General features: G+C 44.4%; 15 protein-coding genes. 5 read left to right on the forward strand and 10 right to left on the reverse strand.

Going from position 1 to position 22,020, the window contains the following annotated elements:
- Nucleotides 1–21 precede the first annotated feature (21 nt).
- The 5 genes from HGH90_RS13060 to HGH90_RS13080 form a co-directional block, all read right to left on the reverse strand.
- Complete coding sequence (locus HGH90_RS13060; RefSeq protein WP_169191282.1) at nucleotides 22–897, reverse strand: hypothetical protein; 876 nt, start codon at nucleotides 895–897, stop codon at nucleotides 22–24.
- A gap of 173 nt (nucleotides 898–1,070) precedes the next feature.
- The gene (rplI, locus tag HGH90_RS13065) at nucleotides 1,071–1,517 is read right to left on the reverse strand and encodes a 50S ribosomal protein L9 (protein ID WP_106527275.1); all 447 of its coding nucleotides are present in this window, start codon (nucleotides 1,515–1,517) and stop codon (nucleotides 1,071–1,073) included.
- A gap of 6 nt (nucleotides 1,518–1,523) precedes the next feature.
- Nucleotides 1,524–1,796: a 30S ribosomal protein S18 gene (gene rpsR / locus HGH90_RS13070; protein ID WP_133806446.1), complete on the reverse strand. Its 273-nt coding sequence runs from the start codon at nucleotides 1,794–1,796 to the stop codon at nucleotides 1,524–1,526.
- Between the two features lie 4 nt (nucleotides 1,797–1,800).
- A complete protein-coding gene (gene rpsF / locus HGH90_RS13075; protein WP_211092473.1) occupies nucleotides 1,801–2,151 on the reverse strand; it encodes a 30S ribosomal protein S6 in 351 nt (116 codons plus the stop codon).
- 204 nt (nucleotides 2,152–2,355) lie between these two features.
- Nucleotides 2,356–5,634 (reverse strand): Ig-like domain-containing protein, encoded by a 3,279-nt coding sequence (locus tag HGH90_RS13080; RefSeq protein WP_169191283.1) that lies wholly within the window; start codon nucleotides 5,632–5,634, stop codon nucleotides 2,356–2,358.
- A 271-nt stretch (nucleotides 5,635–5,905) separates the two neighbouring features.
- Here HGH90_RS13080 and htpG point away from each other — a divergent pair, with 271 nt between their 5' ends.
- A complete protein-coding gene (htpG, locus tag HGH90_RS13085) occupies nucleotides 5,906–7,741 on the forward strand; it encodes a molecular chaperone HtpG (RefSeq protein WP_169191284.1) in 1,836 nt (611 codons plus the stop codon).
- A 151-nt stretch (nucleotides 7,742–7,892) separates the two neighbouring features.
- A complete protein-coding gene (locus HGH90_RS13090) occupies nucleotides 7,893–8,657 on the forward strand; it encodes a dienelactone hydrolase family protein (protein WP_169191285.1) in 765 nt (254 codons plus the stop codon).
- Nucleotides 8,658–8,673: 16 nt separating this feature from the next.
- Here the strand turns inward: HGH90_RS13090 and recJ are convergent, their stop codons facing one another.
- Both recJ and HGH90_RS13100 read right to left on the reverse strand, forming a co-directional pair.
- Entirely contained in the window at nucleotides 8,674–10,383 is a 1,710-nt protein-coding gene (gene recJ / locus HGH90_RS13095) for a single-stranded-DNA-specific exonuclease RecJ (protein ID WP_169191286.1), read from the reverse strand.
- 111 nt (nucleotides 10,384–10,494) lie between these two features.
- Nucleotides 10,495–11,460, reverse strand: a complete 966-nt coding sequence (locus HGH90_RS13100; RefSeq protein ID WP_186452326.1) for a polyprenyl synthetase family protein — start codon at nucleotides 11,458–11,460, stop codon at nucleotides 10,495–10,497.
- A 313-nt stretch (nucleotides 11,461–11,773) separates the two neighbouring features.
- Between HGH90_RS13100 and HGH90_RS13105 the strand changes: the two genes are divergently transcribed.
- The 3 genes from HGH90_RS13105 (at nucleotide 11,774) to HGH90_RS13115 (ending at nucleotide 17,382) form a co-directional block, all read left to right on the forward strand.
- A complete protein-coding gene (locus HGH90_RS13105) occupies nucleotides 11,774–13,315 on the forward strand; it encodes an OmpA family protein (protein ID WP_169191287.1) in 1,542 nt (513 codons plus the stop codon).
- 159 nt (nucleotides 13,316–13,474) lie between these two features.
- A complete protein-coding gene (locus tag HGH90_RS13110) occupies nucleotides 13,475–15,427 on the forward strand; it encodes a KUP/HAK/KT family potassium transporter (protein WP_168761868.1) in 1,953 nt (650 codons plus the stop codon).
- 197 nt (nucleotides 15,428–15,624) lie between these two features.
- Nucleotides 15,625–17,382, forward strand: coding sequence for a DUF4091 domain-containing protein (locus HGH90_RS13115; RefSeq protein WP_211172636.1), 1,758 nt, complete (start codon nucleotides 15,625–15,627; stop codon nucleotides 17,380–17,382).
- 90 nt (nucleotides 17,383–17,472) lie between these two features.
- Here HGH90_RS13115 and ftsZ read toward each other — a convergent pair whose 3' ends face one another.
- The 3 genes from ftsZ to HGH90_RS13130 form a co-directional block, all read right to left on the reverse strand.
- On the reverse strand, nucleotides 17,473–19,335 hold the full coding sequence (ftsZ, locus tag HGH90_RS13120; protein ID WP_169191288.1) for a cell division protein FtsZ: 1,863 nt from the start codon (nucleotides 19,333–19,335) through the stop codon (nucleotides 17,473–17,475).
- 172 nt (nucleotides 19,336–19,507) lie between these two features.
- Nucleotides 19,508–20,911 carry a cell division protein FtsA gene (gene ftsA / locus HGH90_RS13125; RefSeq protein WP_168742907.1) on the reverse strand — a complete coding sequence of 468 codons (1,404 nt, stop codon included), beginning with the start codon at nucleotides 20,909–20,911 and terminating at the stop codon, nucleotides 19,508–19,510.
- On the reverse strand, nucleotides 20,908–22,008 hold the full coding sequence (locus HGH90_RS13130; RefSeq protein ID WP_168761870.1) for a cell division protein FtsQ/DivIB: 1,101 nt from the start codon (nucleotides 22,006–22,008) through the stop codon (nucleotides 20,908–20,910). The genes ftsA and HGH90_RS13130 overlap by 4 nt, the downstream gene beginning before the upstream one ends.
- Between the last annotated feature and the right edge of the window lie 12 nt (nucleotides 22,009–22,020).

Consider the following 22,020-nt stretch of genomic DNA (forward strand, 5'->3'; position numbering starts at 1 on the left):
AATGAAAAATCATCAATAATACTATTCGTAATTATATTCCAATATCACATCAGTGTCTGACCCAAGCTTGGTAAATCCTTCGCTATGTACATGTACCCACGCTCCTGAAGGGTACTTGCGACTATCGCAGGACCAGGTATATTGCATGGTGGTATAACGCTCATATTCCTGGTAATGTTGCTGGTAGCGTGATTTTTCCTTTTCAGATATTTTGATAAGGGCCGGATTTTGAGTGCCCAGGTGGAGCAAGGTATTCGAAAGGTCATACAAGGGCATAAGGCGAACCACCGGGGCTACCGCTCGACTCATCAGTAATTGATTGACCAGGGGGTGCAATGGATTAATAGAATCATCCCAGTCATACCGGGCAGTACGTAAGATTACCAGGGATTCCTCTTTTTTCCCCGAAAATGTATCCATACAAATGTCTTTCCGCACAGGATTCGCTTTTTTATAGTTCCAGCTTACTGCCTGGGTACTGTCGGAATATTTTAATCCTAACGGCTGGCCCTTTTCCCAATGAATGGCGGCTGTGCGTAACGGCTTTTTCTCCGCATCGAAATAGCGTATTTCTTCCACATTTCCGTCTTTATCCCAGGCGGTTACCTGTGCCTGTTCTTGTACCGTATCGGTTTGGTTATGCCGGTTTGAAACGACCATCCCGGTAATGCGATGGCTGCTGTCATAGAAGAAAGTATGAACATTGGTATCATGCGCACTGTAATGCTGTACTAACGTTGCCAGGTTACCAGCTTCATCATAATGAAAAGAGTATTGAGGGATATCATCCCCCTGGATGCTTATCGCAGCGAGCCGCGGTGTGGTTGCTTTGTATTTATTGGTACTACAGGCGGATATAGCAATGACCATAAATAAGCAGTAGATAACATTTTTCATATACCAGGCAGATAAGGATATGAAAATACTAATAAGATTTGAGTTTTCTGCGGTGGTATGAGCCAGGTGAATGGGTCTTTTGTTAATGAATTCCCAACAATTTCTTTTCAACACAAAAAAAATCCCAAGCTGACTATCAGCTTGGGAAGTTTCTTTTCCAACAAGTTGGAATATTACTCAGCTACTACTTCAAATTCCAGTTCGGTTTCGTTGCCTTTACCGAAATCGAGGCGAGCTTTGTAGGTACCCAGTTCTTTTACATCATCCAGGATGTGGATGCGGCGACGGTCAATTTCATAACCTTTCTGTTCTTTAATTGCACGGGCAATCTGAACACCAGTTACGCTACCGAAGATCTTACCGGAAGTACCGGTCTTAGCGCCAATTTTAACAGGAGAAGCTTTCAGCACTTCCACCACTTTCGCAATTTCAGCCAGCAGTTTCTCTTCTTTCACTTTCTGCACTTTCAGGCGTTCCTGCAGTTGCTTCATGTTAGAAGGACTAGCTTCTACTGCAAATTTCTGGGGAATCAGAAAGTTTCTGGCGTAACCATTCTTTACGTTAACCAGTTCATTTTTCTGACCCAGGTTATCTACGTCTTGTATTAAGATAATTTGCATAACTTCTTACTTTAAAAGGTCAGTAACATAAGGCAATAAAGCCATTTGACGAGCTTTCTTAATAGCCTGGGCTACTTTACGCTGAAATTTCAGGGAGTTACCCGTAATACGACGTGGCAACATTTTGCCTTGATCGTTCAAAAATTTCTTCAAAAACTCCGCGTCTTTGTAATCTACGTACCTGATGCCCAACTTCTTGAAACGGCAGTATTTCTTCTGACGTTTTTCAGTTTTTACGGCTGTTAAGTACTTAATTTCTTGTTTAGGTTTAACTGCCATAATTTTAAGCTTCAGTGGTTTTAGATTCAGCATTTACGCCATGTCTTTTACGGCCGTTGTAAGCAACTGCATGCTTATCCAGTACAGTAATCATGTGACGTAATACATTTTCATCGCGATTCAGCTGGATTTTCAGCTTCTCATTGAGGTCGGATGGCGCATTATATTCCAGAACAACATACATACCTGTAGTTTTCTTCCGGATTGGGTACGCCAGTGATCTTAATCCCCAGGGATTTTCGTGCGTAATTTCTCCGCCGTTATCTTTAATGATATCAGCGAATTTCTTTTGGGCGGCTTTGTAGTCGTCCTCAGAAAGCACAGGGGTAAAGATCACCATCAATTCGTAGTTCATAATTCCCTGTTTTAAATGGTTTAATTAAAAAAAATTAGGACCGCAAAGATACTGAACTATTCCTTATTTCCACATCTTTATCATGAGAAACGCCAAATATTTGATGATGAATGTGTATGTGATTGATAAATAAATTGTTGCGTAAATAAAAACCGCCCCGGAAACCCCGGGGCGGCCACTCATTTACATGGTTTCTCAAAAAGATCAGCGGCTAATGAAAATCTTACTTACCTGTACCTGCAACCCCGATTGTATCCTCAGGAAATAAACACCAGTCGGCAATTGGTCAATATTGACCGTTTTGTAGTTTTTTCCCTTGATCAGCTCGGTTCTGCCTTCATATCGCACCCGTCCCTGCACATCTATCAACGACACACTGGCGGCACCACTTATTGGCCAATCCAGCCAATATTGCAACTGATGACCAAAAACACACCACAAGAACTTCAACCACAGGTCTTTATCTATCATAAAGACTGTCTTAACCGGGCTGTATTTTACACTGCTATCCAGTCCCACCGTTTTCAGGCGGTACTGTGAGAATCCTGGCCAGGGCTGCTCATCATAAGAAATATAAGCCGATGCGCAGGCAATACTGCCCCGTCCCGCCACGGTATCTACCGCCTCATAGCTCCGGCCATTCCTGGAACGCTCTACCACAAAGTATTTGCTATTGATTTCATAAGGCGTCTTCCAACTTACCAATACCTTACCGCCATCCGGCCTCGCATCAAATGCGTTGACAGGCAACGGATTAGCCAATATCTGTAGATTATAACGGCTCATCACCGGGTAATGGTCGGTAGTAGTAGCGCCATAATTGCTTACCAGTCGCTCTACCTGCGTTTGTACACGGGCCGATCCAGGAATATAAGCCACCCCGGTTTCATTGGAGCCTATCACGTTATCAATTACCGATGGATAACTGATGGTAGACCGCTGTCCCGACAAACTCAACGGGAGTGTCAAAGGCCGGTAGTCAAGGCTGTCATTCAGAAAATCGATATAAGAAGAAGTAGTATCCGGTAACAATTCCGTAGTAATGGTCTTGTTCAGATCATCGTTAAAATCACCCAGCATAATAATATTGCTATACGGATACTGCGCATCCAGGGTGTCTTTCAGCTCTTTGGCACCATTTTTACGCCGCTGCCAGGAAGTGATTTTGTCGGGTTTGGTACCAGTATTAGCCTTGGCATGTAACAGGATAAATTGTATACGGGCGGAATCGTTTTCCAGTTTGGCAGTAGCTTCCATCAGGTAGGGGAAACGGCCTGATGACCAGTTATAATAAGCGTTGCTGCTGCCGTTTTGCCGTAATACTCCGTAGGTACGTACCTTCCGGATCACTGCTGTTTTATAAACAAATGCCAGCTTTTGCGCACTTACATAATCTTCATCGGTTACGCTATCTGCGTAGGAACCAAAATCAGATAGCACGTAGCTGTAGCCGGATAACTGGCTCACTACCGCCCGGAAGCGCGCAGTATCCACTACTTCCGCCAGGGCAAAAATGTCAGCATCGAGCGACTGTAACACCCTGGTTACATTGGCCTGCTGTAAACTATCATTGGCAGGGTTTTGTACCGGGCTGCCAAACCATTCAATATTCCAGTTTACCACTTTTAAAGACCGTAAGGAAGTACCGGATAATTGGGTATGGCTATCAGCAAAGCTACCGGCGTTGAAGATAAGATTCCCTGTATAGGCCTGCCCTGTTACAGTAGGTACAAATTTTACAGATATGTCCTTCGGCCCGTTCTGCAATTCTCCTGCAGTAAAGGTTACTGTATTGCCATAGTTGCTGCTGTCGCGGGATATCTGGAAGCCGGCAGGAGCGGTAATGTTGAGGTTCGCAGTAAAATCATTGGCCCAGAAATGAATATTTTGGGGAGAAGATGACTGCTCTGATTTTACATAATCGAAATCCAGCGCCCCGGGGCTGCTGTTGATCGTTGGCGCCGGTGCTGCGGTGGTATCACGAAGTATAAAGTCATCAATGGTCCACCGGGCGGCCTGTACTTCCGGACCGGAGGTATACACAAACGCAATGGATACATTGGCTTGTTTAAAGGCAGCCAGGTTAATATCGGACGACAATTTCCACACATCACTGCCGCTATCCGGGAAACGCCCGTTCAGCGTAGTCCAGTTAGCCTCGCGTGGATCGCCAATACCACTGTAGTTGGTAGATATACGCAGTGTCAGCGAGGGACCGGCAAAGGCCGTCCGACTGCTGAATTGTAACAGCGGATAATGAAATCCTGTCAGGTCAAAAGCCGGGGAAATCAACCAATCTTCATTTTCCACCGCTCCACCGCTGTACCCGTTTATTTGTACGCCATTGCTATTGTTTTGTCCAAAGGTGGTACAGCTCCATTGTTGTGCGCCACTTACGCTGTATTGGCTGAAGCCTCCACTCAATTGGCTGCTGCCGCTCGGCGTACAATCATCGAAGCGATAGGTCAGTTCCTGGCTGCCGGTGGTAAATTCCCAATGCGTGCTATCGCGGATACCAGCAAAGGCATTGCCAGACAAGTCTTTCACAGCCGCGCTATCTATTATGATATAGTAATGACAGTTAGGTTGCAATACTTTTTTGAGAGTCAGTGAATTGTTAGTGATAACAACGGCTGCATTGTTAATGGCGAAGCTATCGGTCCGCCCGGTTTGACTGTTGTTCAGCAGGATATAACCGGTGCCTGCCTGTATATTTTCACTGAAGATAACCTGGGGAGATGTAACAGGCGATACGCCGGCAGCCGTATTAGCCGGAATCAGCGTGCCGGCAACAGGCGCCGTAGTATCGGCGCCAGATCCTGTGGCTAGCAGGTTATCTACGGCAAAGCTGGGCCTGGAGCCGCCGCCGCTGATTTGCCGGTTTACCCAGCGCAGCTGCACCAGCGATTGGTTACTGCAGTCTGGCGGCAGCAATACCGACTGATGGATGTTGTGTTGCGGCGTCGTAACACCCGACCCGGTTTGTGTGATGGTGTCATTCTGATAGGCGGTTTCAGATAAACTGGTAAAATTACCGGTATTGCCTATACGATATTGCAGCACCACTTCATTAATACGGGTGTTGGCGCTCCCGTCATAAGGATTCCTGATTGTCATCACATCGTAGGCCAGCTGGATATTCTGCTGGCGGCTGGTATTGAGTGCCAGTACCAGCGCATTATCTACGCTGCCGCTGTTCAGAAATCCCAGTTTGCCATTGTAGTTGTATACACCATTACCGGTAGAAGATGCGCTGCCGGTGAGCAGGGCTTTATCTGCTGCCGGCGCAGCTGTATTGAAACTGCCGGAGGGAGCCCCGCTTAGCGACCATCCCTGCCATCCATCCGGATAAACGGTGGCAGTGGCCGGAAGAGCGTCAAAGTTTTGCTGGTAAGGGAGCGACTGTACTGCAGGATTCGTTTGGGCATGCACGTTGCCACAGAAAAATAAGCCAATAAGCAGACAGAGTAGAGGTTTTTCCATAGAAAGGTTTTAGTGAAAAAAGGGTTTCAGATTTCGGTAAATAAATCTACGGAATTCAGTTTATCCTGGATATGATTTTTTTGTTAATAACCCTAACAATAATGGATCTCCGGATTTTTCCGGGAACGCATTTCCTTGCCAGATAGCCACCAGCAATTATCTTGCTTTACTATATTATATTTCAATTTAATTAATATGTTTATTGCCATCTTGTCAGCTAACCCCTGGCTGGCACACCCTTTGAAAAGTTCAAGAAAAAATCAGATAACCGATGCAAAAAGGCGCTATACGTGTTCAAACAGAGAACATTTTCCCGATTATCAAGAAGTTCCTGTATTCCGATCATGAAATTTTTATCCGCGAGCTGGTAAGTAACGCTGTGGATGCCACCCAGAAGCTGAAAACATTAGCCAGTGTTGGGGAATTCAAAGGAGATCTGGGAGACATTGCTATTGACGTGAAAGTAGATAAAGAAAAGAAAACCATTACGATTGCAGATCATGGTATTGGCATGACTGCGGAAGAAGTAGACAAATATATTAACCAGGTAGCATTTTCGGGAGCAGAGGAGTTCCTGAAAAAATACAAAGGACAGGAAAACGGTACTAACATTATCGGGCATTTTGGGCTGGGTTTTTACTCTTCCTTTATGGTAAGCAGCAAAGTGGAAATCTATTCCAGATCATGGAAAGAAGATGCTGCAGGCGTTCGCTGGGAATGCGATGGCAGCCCGGAATATGAGCTGGAAGAAGTATCCAAAACAGACAGAGGTACCGAAATCGTGATGTATATAAATGAGGAAAGTGAAGAATTCCTGGAAGACGGACGCGTACGTGCTATCCTTGAAAAATTCTGTAAGTTCCTGCCTGTTCCCGTTACTTTTGAAGGAACACAAATCAATAACACCAACCCGGCATGGACAAAGAAACCAAGTGAGTTAACAACAGAAGACTATCAGAATTTCTATAAGGAATTATATCCGTTTGCTGAACCTCCGTTGTTCTGGATTCACCTGAATGTGGACTATCCGTTCAATCTCACCGGTATACTCTATTTCCCGAAAATCAACAAAAGCTACGAACTACAGAAAGATAAAATCAACCTCTACTCCAACCAGGTATACGTTACCGACGAAGTAAAGGATATTGTTCCTGAATTTCTAATGTTATTGCATGGCGTAATCGATAGCCCGGATATTCCGCTGAACGTGAGCCGCAGCTATCTGCAGGGCGATCCTAACGTAAAGAAAATCAACGCGCACATCACCAAAAAGGTAGCCGATAAACTGGATGAAATATTCCGGAATGACCGGACTTCTTTTGAAGAAAAATGGGATTCTATCGGTCTGTTCGTGAAATACGGTATGATGACCGATGACAAGTTCCTGGAAAAAGCCAATAAATTCCTATTGCTGGAGGATGTAGCAGGAGGTAAGTTTTATACACAGGAAGAATATCGCACTGCCGCCGCAGCGTTGCAAACTAATAAAGAACAGAAGCTTGTCATCTTATATGCTACCAATCCGGTACAACAGGATAGCTATGTGCAAGCTGCTATCAGTAAGGGTTTCAAGGTAGTGAAGATGGAAACATTAGTGGATGCAGCCTTTATCAATAACATGGAAATGAAATGGGAGAATGTATCATTCACCCGTGTGGATGCTGATATTGCCGACAACCTGATTGATAAGGAAGAAAACACTACTACCGTATTATCGCAGGAGCAGGAAGGTACGTTGAAAGAACTGTTTGGCGCCCAGGTGACCCAGTCCAATATCAAAGTGGAAATGAAGGGACTGAGTGCTGAAGCACAACCAGTAATTGTTACACGTCCCGAGTTTATGCGCCGTATGAAAGATATGGCAGCCATGGGCGGCGGTGGAATGAACTGGTATGCTAACATGCCCGACGAAATCAACATGACGGTGAATGCCAATCATCCGGTATATACCCAGATCCTGAAAGAAAGTGATAATACCTTGCAACAGAAGCAGATAAAGAACCTGGCAGATCTGGCGTTATTATCTCAGAACCTGTTGACCGGTGCAGATCTGACCGCTTTTGTAAATAGAAGCGTAGAGTTGATGGCAGAAAAAAAAATAGTATAGCTATACAATAAAAAAATATTTCATTTCCTGTTTTTGTTATTTAATTTGCAGCAACCCCCCGAAAACTGCATTTTAACCAGCAGGAGAAAAATATTGTAAAACCTGTCCCCCGTCGCCAATGCGATGGGGGATTTTAGTTTTTAGTAGTTATATGAAAAAAAGAGTAATTAAAGTATTAAGCTATATCATCGTGTTGAGCATATCTGCTCTCCTTTCCTGTAAGAAAACGGAAACTGCTACACCTATAGGCCCCCCTCCACCTGTAGAAGATTCCTTTAGCCGCCAAACGGTAGGCATCACTGCGCAAAAGATTGATACTAAAGGGAACATCAGTGATTATCTCCTTTATATCCCCGATGGCTATAATGAGAAGAAAAGTTATAAATGGCCGGTGGTCTTTTTTTTACATGGTGTGGGAGAAATGGGGAATAATGTGAATGTGCTGAGAAATGTGGGGTTGGTAAAAGTGGCAGGAGGGAAGCCATTTGTGATCATTGCGCCACAATGTTTAAGCGGGTGGTGGAATCCGCAGTACCTGGATATATTATACAAGGAAGTATTGGCAAAGTACCACGTGGATCCTACCCGGGTGTATCTCACAGGTTTGAGTATGGGCGGTTTCGGTACCTGGGACTGGAGTTCTGCCCGTCCGGAAAAATTTGCGGCCATTATTCCTATCAGCGGTGGTGGGGATGTAAACAGGATGCCCAATCTGAAAGGTATGCCTATATGGGCTTTTCATAGTGCAGATGACCCTACTGTAAATGTAAGTAATACAAGGGTGTTGGTAAATGCATTGAAAGCGCTGGGCAATAATGTGAAATATACAGAATATCCTGATGGAGGCCATGATGCCTGGACTCGTACTTATGCTCATGCAAATGTGTACACCTGGTTACTGGTGCAACATAAATAATTGGAAGGTAATCGGATCACTGATGGCGCCTGATATCAATGACTTTGAGCTGCAGGGATGTTTGCCCGTTCCATTCATTTTCATCGAGCGTAAACGCCATATCAAATGGCCTTTTATCTGCTAAAATGCTGAATTTGTCTGCCATGTAAAAGCCAATTCCCGACATGGTAGGGCCATATTTGCCTTGTTTTACAGAGAACTTGATATGTTCGTCTTTCACAATTTTTGAATAACCATTATCTGTGACGTTCCTTACCAGGAAAACCGGGCGTAGGTTTTCTGGTCCCAGTGGTTCAAATTGTTTCAGGATATTATAAAAGGCAGGAGTAATATCAGATAATTGGATTTCTGAATCGATCACGATTTCCGGTACCAGTTGATCAGGGCGTATCGTATTGGCTACTACGGCTTCAAAGCGCTCCTGGAATGCTTTTACATTTTCTGTTTTCATGGTCATGCCAGCCGCGTAAAAATGGCCCCCATAATTTTCCAGCAGGTCTTTACATTGATGAATAGCTTCATACACATTGAAACCCATTACAGAACGCGCAGATCCGGCAACTTTATCATCATTCGATTGGGTAAGGATAATTGTTGGCCGGTAGTAATATTTGTCGATAAGCCGGGAGGCAACAATGCCTACGACTCCTTTATGCCAATGTGCCTGGTAGAGTACTGTAGATTTTTTAGTGGCAATATCTGCATCATTTTGAAGGAGCACAATCGCTTCCTGGGTGATGGTATTGTCAATTTCTTTCCGGTCGAAGTTATCGGCGTGTAGTACCGCGGCGATAGCAGCCGCTTTTTCCACGTCATTTTCGATAAACAGGTTTACGGCTTTCCTGGCATCGTCCATTCTGCCGGCAGCATTTACCCGGGGGGCAATAACGAATACGAGGTTGGCGATTGTTAACTTTTCCTTCAGGGCGCTAAGGGTTATCAAAGCTTTAATGCCCGGGAGCGGATCGGTATTTACTTTTACGAGACCGTGGAAGGCAAGCACCCTGTTTTCACCGGTCATCGGAACAATATCTGCTGCGATACTGGTGGCAACAAGGTCGAGGTATTGATTGGCTTCCGAAGGAGGAAGTCCTCTTTTTTGTGCAAACGCGGAAATCAGTTTATAGCCGATGCCACATCCACTGAGTTCTTTATAAGGATAAGGACAATCTGTTTGTTTGGGATTCAGGATGGCTATCGCCGGAGGAAGTATAGCATCCGGGAGATGGTGGTCGCAAATAATAAAGTCGATGCCCCATTCTTTGGCGATGGTAATATGTTCAATAGATTTTATGCCGCAGTCGAGCGCTATGATCAGGCTGAAATCATTGTCCCTTGCATATTCGATACCTTGCATAGAAATACCGTATCCTTCCCTGTACCGGTGCGGGATATAGAATTCAATATTACCGTAGAGTTTTTGTAGAAAAGCATACACAGTCGCTACAGCGGTGGTGCCGTCTACATCGTAGTCGCCATATATCAATATTTTTTCATGCTGAAAAAACGCCTGTTCAATTCTTGAAATGGCTTTATCCATGTCCTTCATTGTCCAGGGATCATGGAGATCTTCCAGTGTAGGGCGAAAAAATTGCCGGGCAGCTTCAAAATTGGTCACATTGCGTTGTACCAGCAACCTACAAAGCAAAGGATGTATGCGCAATGAAGACTGTAGTAACTGTTCCTGATTTGGTTGATATGCTTTTACTGTCCAGCGTTTTTGCATTATTATATTTTAAGAAGCGAAAGCTTCGCCTGTATCTCCACCACTATCTCCTGCTGCTGTTAGCTCGCTGCTTTCAGCTTCATCTGCATATTACATTATTTTTTATTCTTTCTAAAATGTTCTGTCAGTTGTGAAACGTACCAGGGATTCCAGTCCGTTTCTGACGGCATTTTCCGGGAATTTATTTAATATGGTAAGGGCTTCATCCCGGTATTCAAACATTTTTTGGCGGGTATAGTCAATTCCGCCGGATGCTTTTACTAACCGGATGACTTCTTCTACGCGATCTTTTTCTGTATTGTGATTTTTTACTATATTAATAATCTTTCTCCTGGTATCTGGAGTGGCGTGTTCCAGGGTATAGATAAGGGGGAGGGTCATTTTTTTCTCCCTTATATCGATGCCGGTAGGTTTACCAATTTTGGCGGACCCGTAATCGAACAGGTCATCTTTTATCTGGAAGGCAACGCCTACTTTCTCGCCAAAAAGGCGCATTTGTTCGGTGGTATGTTCATCATTGCTGCTGCTCCATGCGCCTGCGGCGCAGGCGGAAGCCAGTAAAGAGGCTGTTTTGCGGCGGATGATTTCGAAGTAAATATCCTCTTTGATATTCAGTTTCCTTGTTTTTTCTATCTGGAGTAGCTCTCCTTCGCTCATTTCCTTTACCGCCTCTGACAGGATCTGTAAAGTCCGGAAGTCGTTGTTATTCAATGACAGTAACAGACCTTTTGACAGTAGGTAGTCGCCGACCAGCACTGCGATTTTGTTTTTCCAAAGGGCATTAATAGAAAATAACCCCCGGCGTTCATTGGCATCATCTACAACGTCGTCGTGCACGAGGGTGGCGGTATGAAGCAGTTCTACCAAGGCTGCCGCGCGGTAGGTACTTTCCTGGATGTTTTCGTTAAAAAGCTTAGCGGATAATAAAACAAACATGGGCCTGATCTGCTTTCCCTTGCGTTTCACAATGTAATGCATGATCCTGTCCAGCAATGGCACATGGCTTTTTACTGAATCTGCAAACTTACTTTCAAAATCCTGTAATTCTTTCCCTATCAGGTGTTTAATCTCGTCCATGTATGAAATAAAAAGGATTGCTAAGCTAGGTTTTATAAATCACATTTTAACATTTTGGCCTCTAATTTGTATATGGAGTATAACATTCTCTTAACAAGAGATAAAGATTTCATTAACACGAGGTATGCATTCCTTTAACTTAGCTAGATTTAAGGTATATAAATACTTTCATTTAAGCTTTAATATTGAAGGACTTATCAATGAAAATAATATTGCAAGAAAAATTTGTATATTCATTTATGATATTTACCTTTGCTAGGTAAAAAACGGGTTATTAGTAAATTTTTAACAGTTTTTAATAAAAAAAACAATTATGGCAAGCAAAAAGTACTTATTACTGGCAGGCGCTGTGGGTTTACTATCAGCATCTACTAGTTTTGCACAGGTTCAACCAACCGGCTACGATGCTTTGGATAGCACCAAAGTGTCTAGCAAGCGTATGGTACAACAAAATAACTTCACGAACCACCAATCAAATTTCCCGGCTAAACCGAGAGATATGTGGGAACTGGGTTTAAGCGGTGGTTTACACCTGATTGATGGAACAGTTAACCCTAGACCAGGTTTTGGCGGTGGTATCTCCCTGAGAAAAGCACTGGGTCATACTTTCTCCCTGAGAGCTGAGTATATCGGTTCTATCGATAAAGGTCAGAACTACAAAGCGATTTACGAAAATCCGGGTGTTGCTAGTCCATGGGCTAAAACATATGCAAAGAACGGATTTTACGTTCCTAACTACAAATCTCAGAACCACCAGCTGTCTCTGGACATGATTGCCTCTTTGAGCAATATCCTGTTCTACAGAGCAGAGCCTAAAATTAACTGGTATGTACTGGCTGGTTACTCTATTGTAGTTGCTGATGTTGACGTAGATGCATTGGATGCAAACGGTAACGGTTATGATTATTCTTCTATCAACTTTGGTCAGAAGCGTCATGACATCGTAAAAGACCTGAAGTCTTTACAAGATGGTAAATACGAGCAAAATGCTCCTTCTCAGGGTAACAGAATCGCTATCGGTCGTCATAACGACAACCAGTTACTGCGTCACGCACTGGACGTAGGTACTGGTATCGCATTCAAAATCAGCAAACGTTTCAACCTGGGTGTTGAAGAAAAGCTGACCCTGCCATTTGACGCTTACCTGGATGGTTATCCTGGACCAGGCGGTTCAACTAAAGATTTCTATTCTTACACCAGCTTACGTCTGAACTTCAACCTGGGTAACTCTTCTAAACGCGTACAGCCATTATGGTGGATCAACCCACTGGAATACGCTTACAGCGAGCTGAGCAACCCACGTCACATGAAGATCCCAGCTCCGGTTCTGCCTGATGCTGACGGTGATGGCGTAACTGATCAGTTCGATCGCGAACCTAACACTCCAGCAGGCGCACCAGTTGATTCTCACGGTGTTGCTAAAGATACTGATGGTGATGGCGTTCCTGATTACAAAGACAAACAACTGATCACTCCAACTTACTGCCAGCCAGTTGACGCTGATGGTGTTGGTAAATGCCCAGATCCAGAATGCTGCAAACACATAGCTCCAGCTTGCTCTAGCTTAGTGCTGCCCAGCGTATCTTTCAAAGGCTCTTCTACCAAAGTTGGTAGCGAACAAGAAGCTATCCTGGCTTCTGTAGCTTCCAGCCTGAAAGCTAATCCTTCTTGCAACGTGCTGGTTACTGGCCACGCAGGTGCTAAAGGTAAAAAAGGTGGTGTTGACCTGAGCAGCCGTCGTGTTGATTCAGTTATCGACTACCTGGCTGACAAACAAGGAATCGACCGTGGTCGTTTCATCAAACAAAACACTCCTGGTGAGTCTGGCACTGTTGACTTAGCTCCTGCTAACTAATCAGTATCACTCATTAAGATGATAACTAGGAAAACCTCTCCCGTTCAATCGGGAGAGGTTTTTCTCTTTGTAGCGGATACTTCCACTATAATTATTTATTGTTGGAGTATCAATATTTACCCCTAATTTTGAAGGCTTTTTTAACCAACTTTTTATTACGTGGGAATAAATATTAACAGGGTCTCCCTGGCTGGTCTGGTAGTAGCACTCGGCATTATCTATGGCGACATCGGAACATCTCCACTTTATGTGTTCAAAGCCATCGTAGGAGGAAACCCCATCAGCGATCTGCTGGTAGTTGGAGGTATATCCTGTATTATATGGACACTTACCCTACAAACCACTGTTAAATACGTTATACTGACCCTTCGTGCAGATAATAAAGGAGAAGGAGGTATCTTCTCCCTTTATGCCCTTGTCAGGCGTCACGCCAAATGGGCGGTTATCTTTGGCATGATAGGAGGCGCTGCCTTACTGGCAGACGGTATCATTACTCCTCCCATTACTGTTACCTCCGCCATTGAAGGTTTAAGAACCCTGGAAGTCTTCAAGGATCTTGGCCAAATGACCATCGTAAAGATTGTATTGACCATTATTACCGGGCTTTTCGTAATGCAGCAGTTCGGCACAGTATCTATAGGCCGCCTGTTTGGTCCCATTATGGTACTCTGGTTTTCTATGCTCGGTATCCTGGGAATTTCACATATTGCCGATGACCTCAGCATCTTTAAAGCCTTTAGTCCACACTACGCTATTGAACTCTTAACTACGTACCCCAAAGGATTCCTGATCCTGGGTGCGGTATTCCTGTGTACTACGGGAGCGGAGGCCCTCTACTCCGACCTTGGTCACTGTGGTAGAGGCAATATCCGGGTATCCTGGATCTTCGTAAAATGTTGTCTTATTTTAAATTATCTCGGACAAGGCGCCTGGTTGCTTACCCAAAAAGGACAGATTCTTCCAAAAGACCAAAATCCGTTCTTTACCATTATGCCGGAATGGTTCATCATTTTTGGCGTTTTGATCGCTACCCTGGCCTCCGTTATTGCCAGTCAGGCACTTATTTCGGGTTCATTTACACTCATCGCGGAAGCCATGCGGTTAAACCTGTGGCCTAAAATGAGGGTAAACTATCCCACTGAAATGAGAGGCCAGCTATATATTCCGGGTATCAACACCATGCTGTTTGTTGGCTGCTCAGCCATCGTACTCCTTTTCCAGGAATCAGGTAACATGGAAGCTGCCTACGGTTTGTCCATTACTATTTGTATGTTGATGACCTCCTGCCTGTTTGCATTTTATCTGTATACCAAGCGGGTATGGGTAGGATGGATCCTGCTATACCTGGTCGTCTATTTTACGATAGAATTTTCCTTCCTGTTTGCCAACGTAGTGAAGTTTATGCACGGCGGTTATGTTACCGTGATAGTAGCCGGCGCACTCTTCCTGGTAATGATTGTATGGTTCAAATCACGTAAGATCAAGAACCGTTACGTGGAGTTTGTACGCCTGGAAGATTACCTGCCTATTATTCAGGAACTCAGCAACGATACTTCTATCCCCAAATATGCTACCCATCTGGTTTATATGAGTAGCGCAGATAATCCTAAGGAGATAGAGCATAAAATCATTTATTCTATTCTCAACAAAAAGCCTAAAAGGGCGGATATTTATTGGTTTGTGCATGTAGATGTAGTGGATGAACCTTATCTCAGTGAATATTCTGTACAAACTATTATTCCCAATGAAGTAATACGTGTAGAGTTCCGCCTTGGATTTAAAGTGGAGCAACGCATCAACCTCATGTTCAGAATGGTGGTGGAAGACATGGTACGCAACAAAGAAGTAAATATTACCAGCCGTTACGAGTCATTAAGTAAGAATAATGTGGTGGGCGATTTCCAGTTTATAGTAATGGAAAAATTCTTGTCACACGACAACGACCTGCCGCTTTATGAACGGATGGTGATGAAGATGTATTTCTTCCTGAAGAAGATCAGCTTATCGGAAGAAAGAGGCTTTGGACTGGATTCCAGCTATGTAACCATTGAGAAATATCCATTGGTGGTAGCTCCTGTTACTAACTTGCAATTGAAGCGTATTGTACATTAATAGATAGTCATTTTTTTGAGATGGGGTTTCCAGGTACACACTGGGAACCCCATTTTTTTATGTGATGAATAGCCACTTCCGTCTATACGATAAATATGAAAAATCCCTTTTTTTTATAGATATTAGGTGTTTTCTGGGATACGGCCATTCAGTATTGAATCCTGACATCCCATATCCGCGAATCTCTAAATTTTAGTATGGTGAACAAATTTTTTGGCATGCTAGCCTTGCTGGCATTGCAACAAAACGTATGGGCGCAAACTTCTCCCTCCAGCGATTACAGGGAACTGCCCGATCCCAAGTCCGTTAACCAGGCCTCCTGGGCAGCTGTTAATGGCTCCCGGCTACATGTAGCATTTGGTACTGTTGATACCCGTTATGATAAAAGAAATGCGCCTGATGATAACGCATTATCCCCTTCCTGGGCCGTTAAAGCCTGGAAAGGAGAGAGGGTACATGCCCAATTAGTTATCTGGACGACCACTGCACAGCCAGCGGTGAGTATCCAAACATCGCCGCTACAGAATGACAGAGGACAAAAAATTCCTGCAAGTGCCATCTCTACAGGATTTGTAAGGTATGTAATGACCGACGAACTGAACAAAGATGGCACCGGTTGTGGTTACCGGAAAACAGTCGATTTCGATTCTTCTCTTGTAGCAGATGGTATCGATATTATCAATAGAAGAGGTATTGCTGCCAATAATACGCAGCCAGTATGGTTGAGCATCCAGGTGCCGGCCAATACCCCTGCAGGTGTTTATAAAGGTAGCATCAGCGTAAAAGCAGGAGCGGGTGTCGTGAGCCTGCCTTATGAAGTAACGGTAACAGACCGGACATTACCAGCGCCGAAAGACTGGAAATTTCACCTGGATCTGTGGCAAAGCCCCAATGCCGTAGCTCGTGTATATGGCTTGAAGCCGTGGAGCGATGCGCATTTCAAAGCCATGAAGCCCTACATGAAGATGTTGGCAGATGCCGGACAGAAAGTAATTACTACCGCCATTATATATGATCCATGGAATGGACAAACAGAAGACATCTATGGTACCATGGTTAAATGGACGAAGAAGAAAAATGGTAGCTGGGCGTATGATTATACGGTGTTTGACAAATGGGTACAGTTCATGATGGACCTGGGCATCCGCAAGGAAATCAACTGTTATAGCATGATTCCGTGGAACCTGAAATTTTATTACTATGATGAAGCTGCCGGTAAAGACACCTTCATCGTAGCAAAGCCCGGTACTCCGGAGTATACGGCTCATTGGCAGCCTATGCTGAATGATTTTGTAAAGCACCTGAAAGCGAAAGGCTGGTTTAACATTACTGCCATCGCAATGGATGAAAGAACAATGGAAGACATGAAACAGGCGCTGGCTATTATCAGGAAGGCAGACAAGGACTTCAAGGTATCGCTGGCAGGTAGCTATCATGCGCCTATTGCACAAGAGATTTATGATTACTGTGTAGCCTCCAAAGAAGTATTCCCGGCAGAAGTAATGAAGGAGCGTATACAAAAAGGATTGCCTACTACCTTTTACACTTATTGTGCAGAAGGATATCCCAATACATTTACGTTTTCACCTCCGGCAGAATCGGCCTTTATGGGCTGGTATGCTGCCCATAAAGGGTATAGTGGTTATTTGCGCTGGGCTTATAACAGTTGGGTGAAAGCACCGCTGCTAGATTCCCGTTTCCGTTCCTGGGCTGCAGGAGATACTTATTTCGTATATCCGGGGCCGAGGTCTTCTATTCGTTTTGAAAGAATGGTAGAAGGTATACAGGATTTTGAGAAGATCAGGTTATTGAAAGAGGAGTTTACAAAGAATAACAATACCGCTGCTTTGAATAAACTGAACCAGTTGCTGGAACCTTGTGATGTGCAGGCGTTGAAAGCCACGCCAGCGGCGACCATCCTGCAGGCAGCTAAACAAGGATTGAATGAATTGTAATCGGGTATTGATAGGGAGCTATCAAAAAAAATCCTCCGGGGAACCGGAGGATTTTTTTTAACACAACTAAAAAACAATCAAATGTGTTCATCAATCGGGCTTTTTCCCATCTAAAAATGTATTGATAGTATTGATTTCCGGGTGATTATTTTGTGCCGGGTCCCCACTCACGGTATAGTTGGAGTAGAAATGTTCGGCAGATCCTGCACCATTGTCCAGGTTTACGTTTCTACGCAGGTAAGCAGGTACGTTTTCCAGTTCCGCGTTATTGTCCATGTTTTTCACATTGAAGCTGATGCTGCGTAATTTGGCTACTCTTTCTGCCTGCTTGCGTTTTTGTTCTTCCAGGTCTTCATATGCTTGCTGCATAGGTACTTCCGGAGGTGTTGGAGGTACGTTTACGGCGTCTTCTTCCTCTTTAAATACCATCTTCATTTCAGGAGCAGGTACACTGCCTGGTTCCACGTAAATATGTGCTGGTCTGTTCAGGTATCCGCCGGCAGCGTTGCCTGTTTGTGGCTGGATAACGTTCACGCCTGGCTGCTGTGTATGTGGGGGCGGCACCTGTTGAACAGGCTGTATTTGCTGTTGTTGCTGCATTTGTTGTTGCTGCATCTGCTGCATTTGCTGCAGCTGTTGCTGATGTGCTGCCTGTTGCATTTGTTGTTGTATCTGCGGGTCAGGTTGCTGTGTGGTAGTAGGTACTTGTTGTATGTTCAGCACATAGTTCTGACGGGCAGGAGCGATGGGCGCCTGTTGCTGTTGCTGCGGTTGCGGCGGTGTATAAGGAATGACAGGCTCCGGATGTGTGATTACCGGTTCCATCAGTCGTGGCGCCATCAGGTCTTGCGGTTCCTGGAACAGCAGACCTTGCGATTGTTGTTGCAGATTCATTTTCTTCTCATCGCCATCTTTACCAAGCTGCATCACTATTTTAGGTTCTACACGTTCCTGGGTGGAGGGTGTGATTTTTTGCTGTGTAATAGGTTTTTGTTCAAAGCCGGTAGCAATAATGGTTACGCCCAGTTGTCTGTCGAGCGACTGGTCATATCCCACACCGAGGATTACATCGCAATCTTCGCCAGCCTGGCTTTGTACGTAGGCCTGGATAACATCCATTTCATCCAGTGTATGTTCGAATTCACCTTCAGAAGAAGAGATGTTGATGAGGATCCATTTAGCACCGCGTATATCGTTATCGTTCAGCAATGGAGAAGTCAGTGCATCTTCGATAGCTCTCTGCGCACGGTTTTCGCCTTCCGCGAGGGCAGCGCCGAGGATAGCCACACCACCGTTGCGCATAACAGTACAAACGTCGGCAAAGTCGACGTTGATCTGACCGGTAGAGTTGATCACATCGGTGATACATTTGGCGGCGGTTGCCAGTACGTTATCTGCTTTTTCGAAGGCAGCCTTGAATTTCAGGTCGCCGAATTTCTGACGTAATTTATCGTTGGAGATAATCAGCAGGGTATCTACATATTCTTTCAGACGTTGTACGCCTTCGTCGGCTTGCAACATTCTTTTCTTTCCTTCGTAGGAGAAAGGAGTGGTAACGATACCAACGGTCAGGATACCCAGTTCCTTACATATACGTGCGATGATAGGGGCGCCACCGGTACCGGTGCCACCGCCCATACCGGCAGTAATGAAGGCCATTTTGGTATTTACCTCCAGTATTTTTTTGATTTCCTCAAAGGATTCTTCTGTCGCCTGTTTTCCGATTTCAGGATTTGCACCGGCACCAAGTCCCTGGGTGAGGTGAGGTCCCAACTGAATTTTATTGGGAACGGGACTGTTAGCAATAGCTTGTGCATCGGTATTGCAAATAATGAAATTTACCCCTTCAATGCGCTGGCTATACATATGATTCACCGCGTTGCTTCCACCACCACCTATGCCGATGACTTTGATGATAGAAGATTTTTCTTTAGGAAGATCAAAATGTATCATGACTCTATACTTTTATGGGTTAGTACGATTAATTAATAATGAACTATTAAGAATTAAGTGCGTGTATGCTATTATGTTACTATGGTTCATTTGTCCTGTCATTATTAATTATCGTTCTTAATTCTTATTATAATAAACGTTTGCTGGTTACAACAATTGCGCCATATAGCGATTAAAGTTTAGCATCTTCTTCTTCTGTAAACATGTCAATGATTTTTGTTTTCATTTTGTCTAAGAAGTTTTTCAGGGATGCGTTTCTTTCTTTTGCTTTACGGTCTTGTATTTCCTGGCTGCTGGGGGCCGTTTCTTCTATCCAGTCTTCAGGCTGTGCAACTGATTGGGCAGCCTGTTCTTTTGCCAGATAGCTGGTATTAATTTTTACATAGTTTTCTTCCAGCGCTTTACGATCATTTTCAAAATCATTATATCCTTTTAAAATCAAGCCTACGCAGGTAGCGTACATAGGTTTAGTTAATTCATCTATGTGGCCGCTTGCCAGGTGCTCGTTGGGGAAACCAATGCGGGCGCTTGCGCCGGTAGTATATTCAGTTAACTGTATCAGGTGTTTCAGCTGGGATCCGCCACCGGTGAGGATAATGCCGCCATTCAGCATTTTATTATCCATACCGATTTGTTTGAGATGGTATACTACGAAATCGAGTATTTCACTCATACGGGCCTGGATGATATGGGCCAGGTTCTTTACTGAAATTTCTTTGGGGCTTTGACCTCTTAAGCCTGGAATGGTGATATAGGCATTGCTTTTGGCTTCATCTGCCAGCGCATAACCAAACTGCACTTTCATCTGCTCTGCCTGGGTTTTTAATACGCCCAATCCGTTTTTGATGTCATTGGTAATGTTTTCTCCACCGTAGGGGATTACTGCAGTATGTTTGAGAATACCTTCGTAAAACACGGCCAGATCGGTAGTTCCACCACCAATGTCAACAATGGCTACACCTGCTTCAAAGTCCATATCGCACATAACAGCGGCAGCAGAAGCCAGTGGCTGAAGTACCAGGTCGCGGATTTTGAGACCGGATTTTTCTACGCTACGGTTAATGTTACGGATGGCATTTTTATCGCCGGTGATGATGTGGAAGTTAGCGCCCACCTTTACCCCAGACATACCAATGGGATAAGTGATGTTTTGCAGGCTGTCTACAATATATTGCTGCGGGATCACATCGATAATCTGATCACTCGCGGGAATAACTGTTTTATACTGATCATTAATCAGTTGATCAATATCTTTCTGGGATATTTCCGCATCAGTGTCATTGCGTACAATATCCCCGCGGGTTTGCAAACTTTTTATATGATGACCAGCTATGCCAACGTACACCTCATTAATTTCCAGGTTGGGGTTGGATGCATAACAATTTTCGAGTGCTTGCCTGATAGCTTTGATCGTTTGGTCGATGTTCAGCACCATACCGTGCTGTACACCAAATGATGTAGCTTTTCCGAATCCCAGGATTTCCAGTTTCCCGTATTCATTCTTCCGTCCTGCAATGGCAGCAATCTTCGTAGTACCTATGTCGAGTCCTACAATGATGGGAGCTTCCTGATTCATGGCGTTTTTTGTTTTTTTGATGTGTTAACAGATTTATTCCCTGGCTTATACACTGCTTTGGGTTGTTGTTTGGCGGGCGCAGGGGCTGCTTTTGCTTTCTTCACTACTTTCTCATGCTGCGTTTTCGCCTTTTCTTTTCCTTTTGCGGGATGTTCCGGTTTGGCTGCTGATTTTACAGCTTCCGGTTTGGGCGATGTTGCCACCGGATGCGCTACTGCACCGCTATCAGCATCTTCCACATCTGCAATAGGTGGTTCATCTACGGCGGGCAGTTTTATACTGTCTGCTTTGATCACCGGTTGTAACGGAACTACGCCATCTTTGCGGGTACACACTACTTCATTCTCAAATGCGATGTTAATGCGCGTATAGTTATTCCATCCTACTTTATTCAATCCTTCTTTGTAAAAAGCCAATAATTTGACAAATTTCTTTTCTATATCAGTACCGTCTCCGAATACAATGACCTGGTCGCCCAGTTTAGGTATAAATTCAAACTTACGATCGGGAGTGATCATGAGTTGTTCTACCTGTGCCATCCAGAACGGATCATTACCGATATAATTGCCCATGTCCACAATTTGCGTGCTGAGCAGGCTATCCGCTTTCTGCAGCTTTTCTGCATCTGTGGGAAAGCCGGTGAATACGGGCACCCGGGCGGCATAACGACCGGATACCGGTATATGTTCCCCTGCTGCATCGAGGTAAAAACTGTTACCGGAAAAGGTGAATATCCTTGCTACCGGTTCGCGTTGCGTTACCTTGATATTTAGCTGTTGCCTGTTATCGAAGTAAAGCTCCGCATTTTTTACCCAGGGATCCTGATCTACCAGGGCTTCCAGTTGTGCGATATTAATTTCGCCGATCTTTTTGCCTACCGGGTTCAGGTTTTTATCTTTTGCAATCAGTGATTTGATGTCTTTGGGTTCGATGAAAAAGTTGTCATCTTTTCCTTCAAACTTTACCTGTATGCCTTTACATTTACCAGCATCTTTGTCTTGTATAGCAGCTACCAGCAATACTACAAAGCCTGTCAACGCCAGCCCCCAGAGGAAGAGTGTGCCCAGTCGTTTTAATATGGTGGTAGTTTTAGACAAATGTTTACTGTT

The sequence above is a fragment of the Chitinophaga sp. Ak27 genome (assembly GCF_012726295.1).
Taxonomy (GTDB): Bacteria; Bacteroidota; Bacteroidia; order Chitinophagales; family Chitinophagaceae; genus Chitinophaga.

Bases quoted from the DNA above. Each gene is read 5' to 3' on its own strand.
- HGH90_RS13060 (WP_169191282.1), bottom strand. From the start codon at position 897: ATGAAAAATGTTATCTACTGCTTATTTATGGTCATTGCTATATCCGCC.
- rplI (WP_106527275.1), bottom strand. From the start codon at position 1,517: ATGCAAATTATCTTAATACAAGACGTAGATAACCTGGGTCAGAAAAAT.
- rpsR (WP_133806446.1), bottom strand. From the start codon at position 1,796: ATGGCAGTTAAACCTAAACAAGAAATTAAGTACTTAACAGCCGTAAAA.
- rpsF (WP_211092473.1), bottom strand. From the start codon at position 2,151: ATGAACTACGAATTGATGGTGATCTTTACCCCTGTGCTTTCTGAGGAC.
- HGH90_RS13080 (WP_169191283.1), bottom strand. From the start codon at position 5,634: ATGGAAAAACCTCTACTCTGTCTGCTTATTGGCTTATTTTTCTGTGGC.
- htpG (WP_169191284.1), top strand. From the start codon at position 5,906: ATGCAAAAAGGCGCTATACGTGTTCAAACAGAGAACATTTTCCCGATT.
- HGH90_RS13090 (WP_169191285.1), top strand. From the start codon at position 7,893: ATGAAAAAAAGAGTAATTAAAGTATTAAGCTATATCATCGTGTTGAGC.
- recJ (WP_169191286.1), bottom strand. From the start codon at position 10,383: ATGCAAAAACGCTGGACAGTAAAAGCATATCAACCAAATCAGGAACAG.
- HGH90_RS13100 (WP_186452326.1), bottom strand. From the start codon at position 11,460: ATGGACGAGATTAAACACCTGATAGGGAAAGAATTACAGGATTTTGAA.
- HGH90_RS13105 (WP_169191287.1), top strand. From the start codon at position 11,774: ATGGCAAGCAAAAAGTACTTATTACTGGCAGGCGCTGTGGGTTTACTA.
- HGH90_RS13115 (WP_211172636.1), top strand. From the start codon at position 15,625: ATGGTGAACAAATTTTTTGGCATGCTAGCCTTGCTGGCATTGCAACAA.
- ftsZ (WP_169191288.1), bottom strand. From the start codon at position 19,335: ATGATACATTTTGATCTTCCTAAAGAAAAATCTTCTATCATCAAAGTC.
- ftsA (WP_168742907.1), bottom strand. From the start codon at position 20,911: ATGAATCAGGAAGCTCCCATCATTGTAGGACTCGACATAGGTACTACG.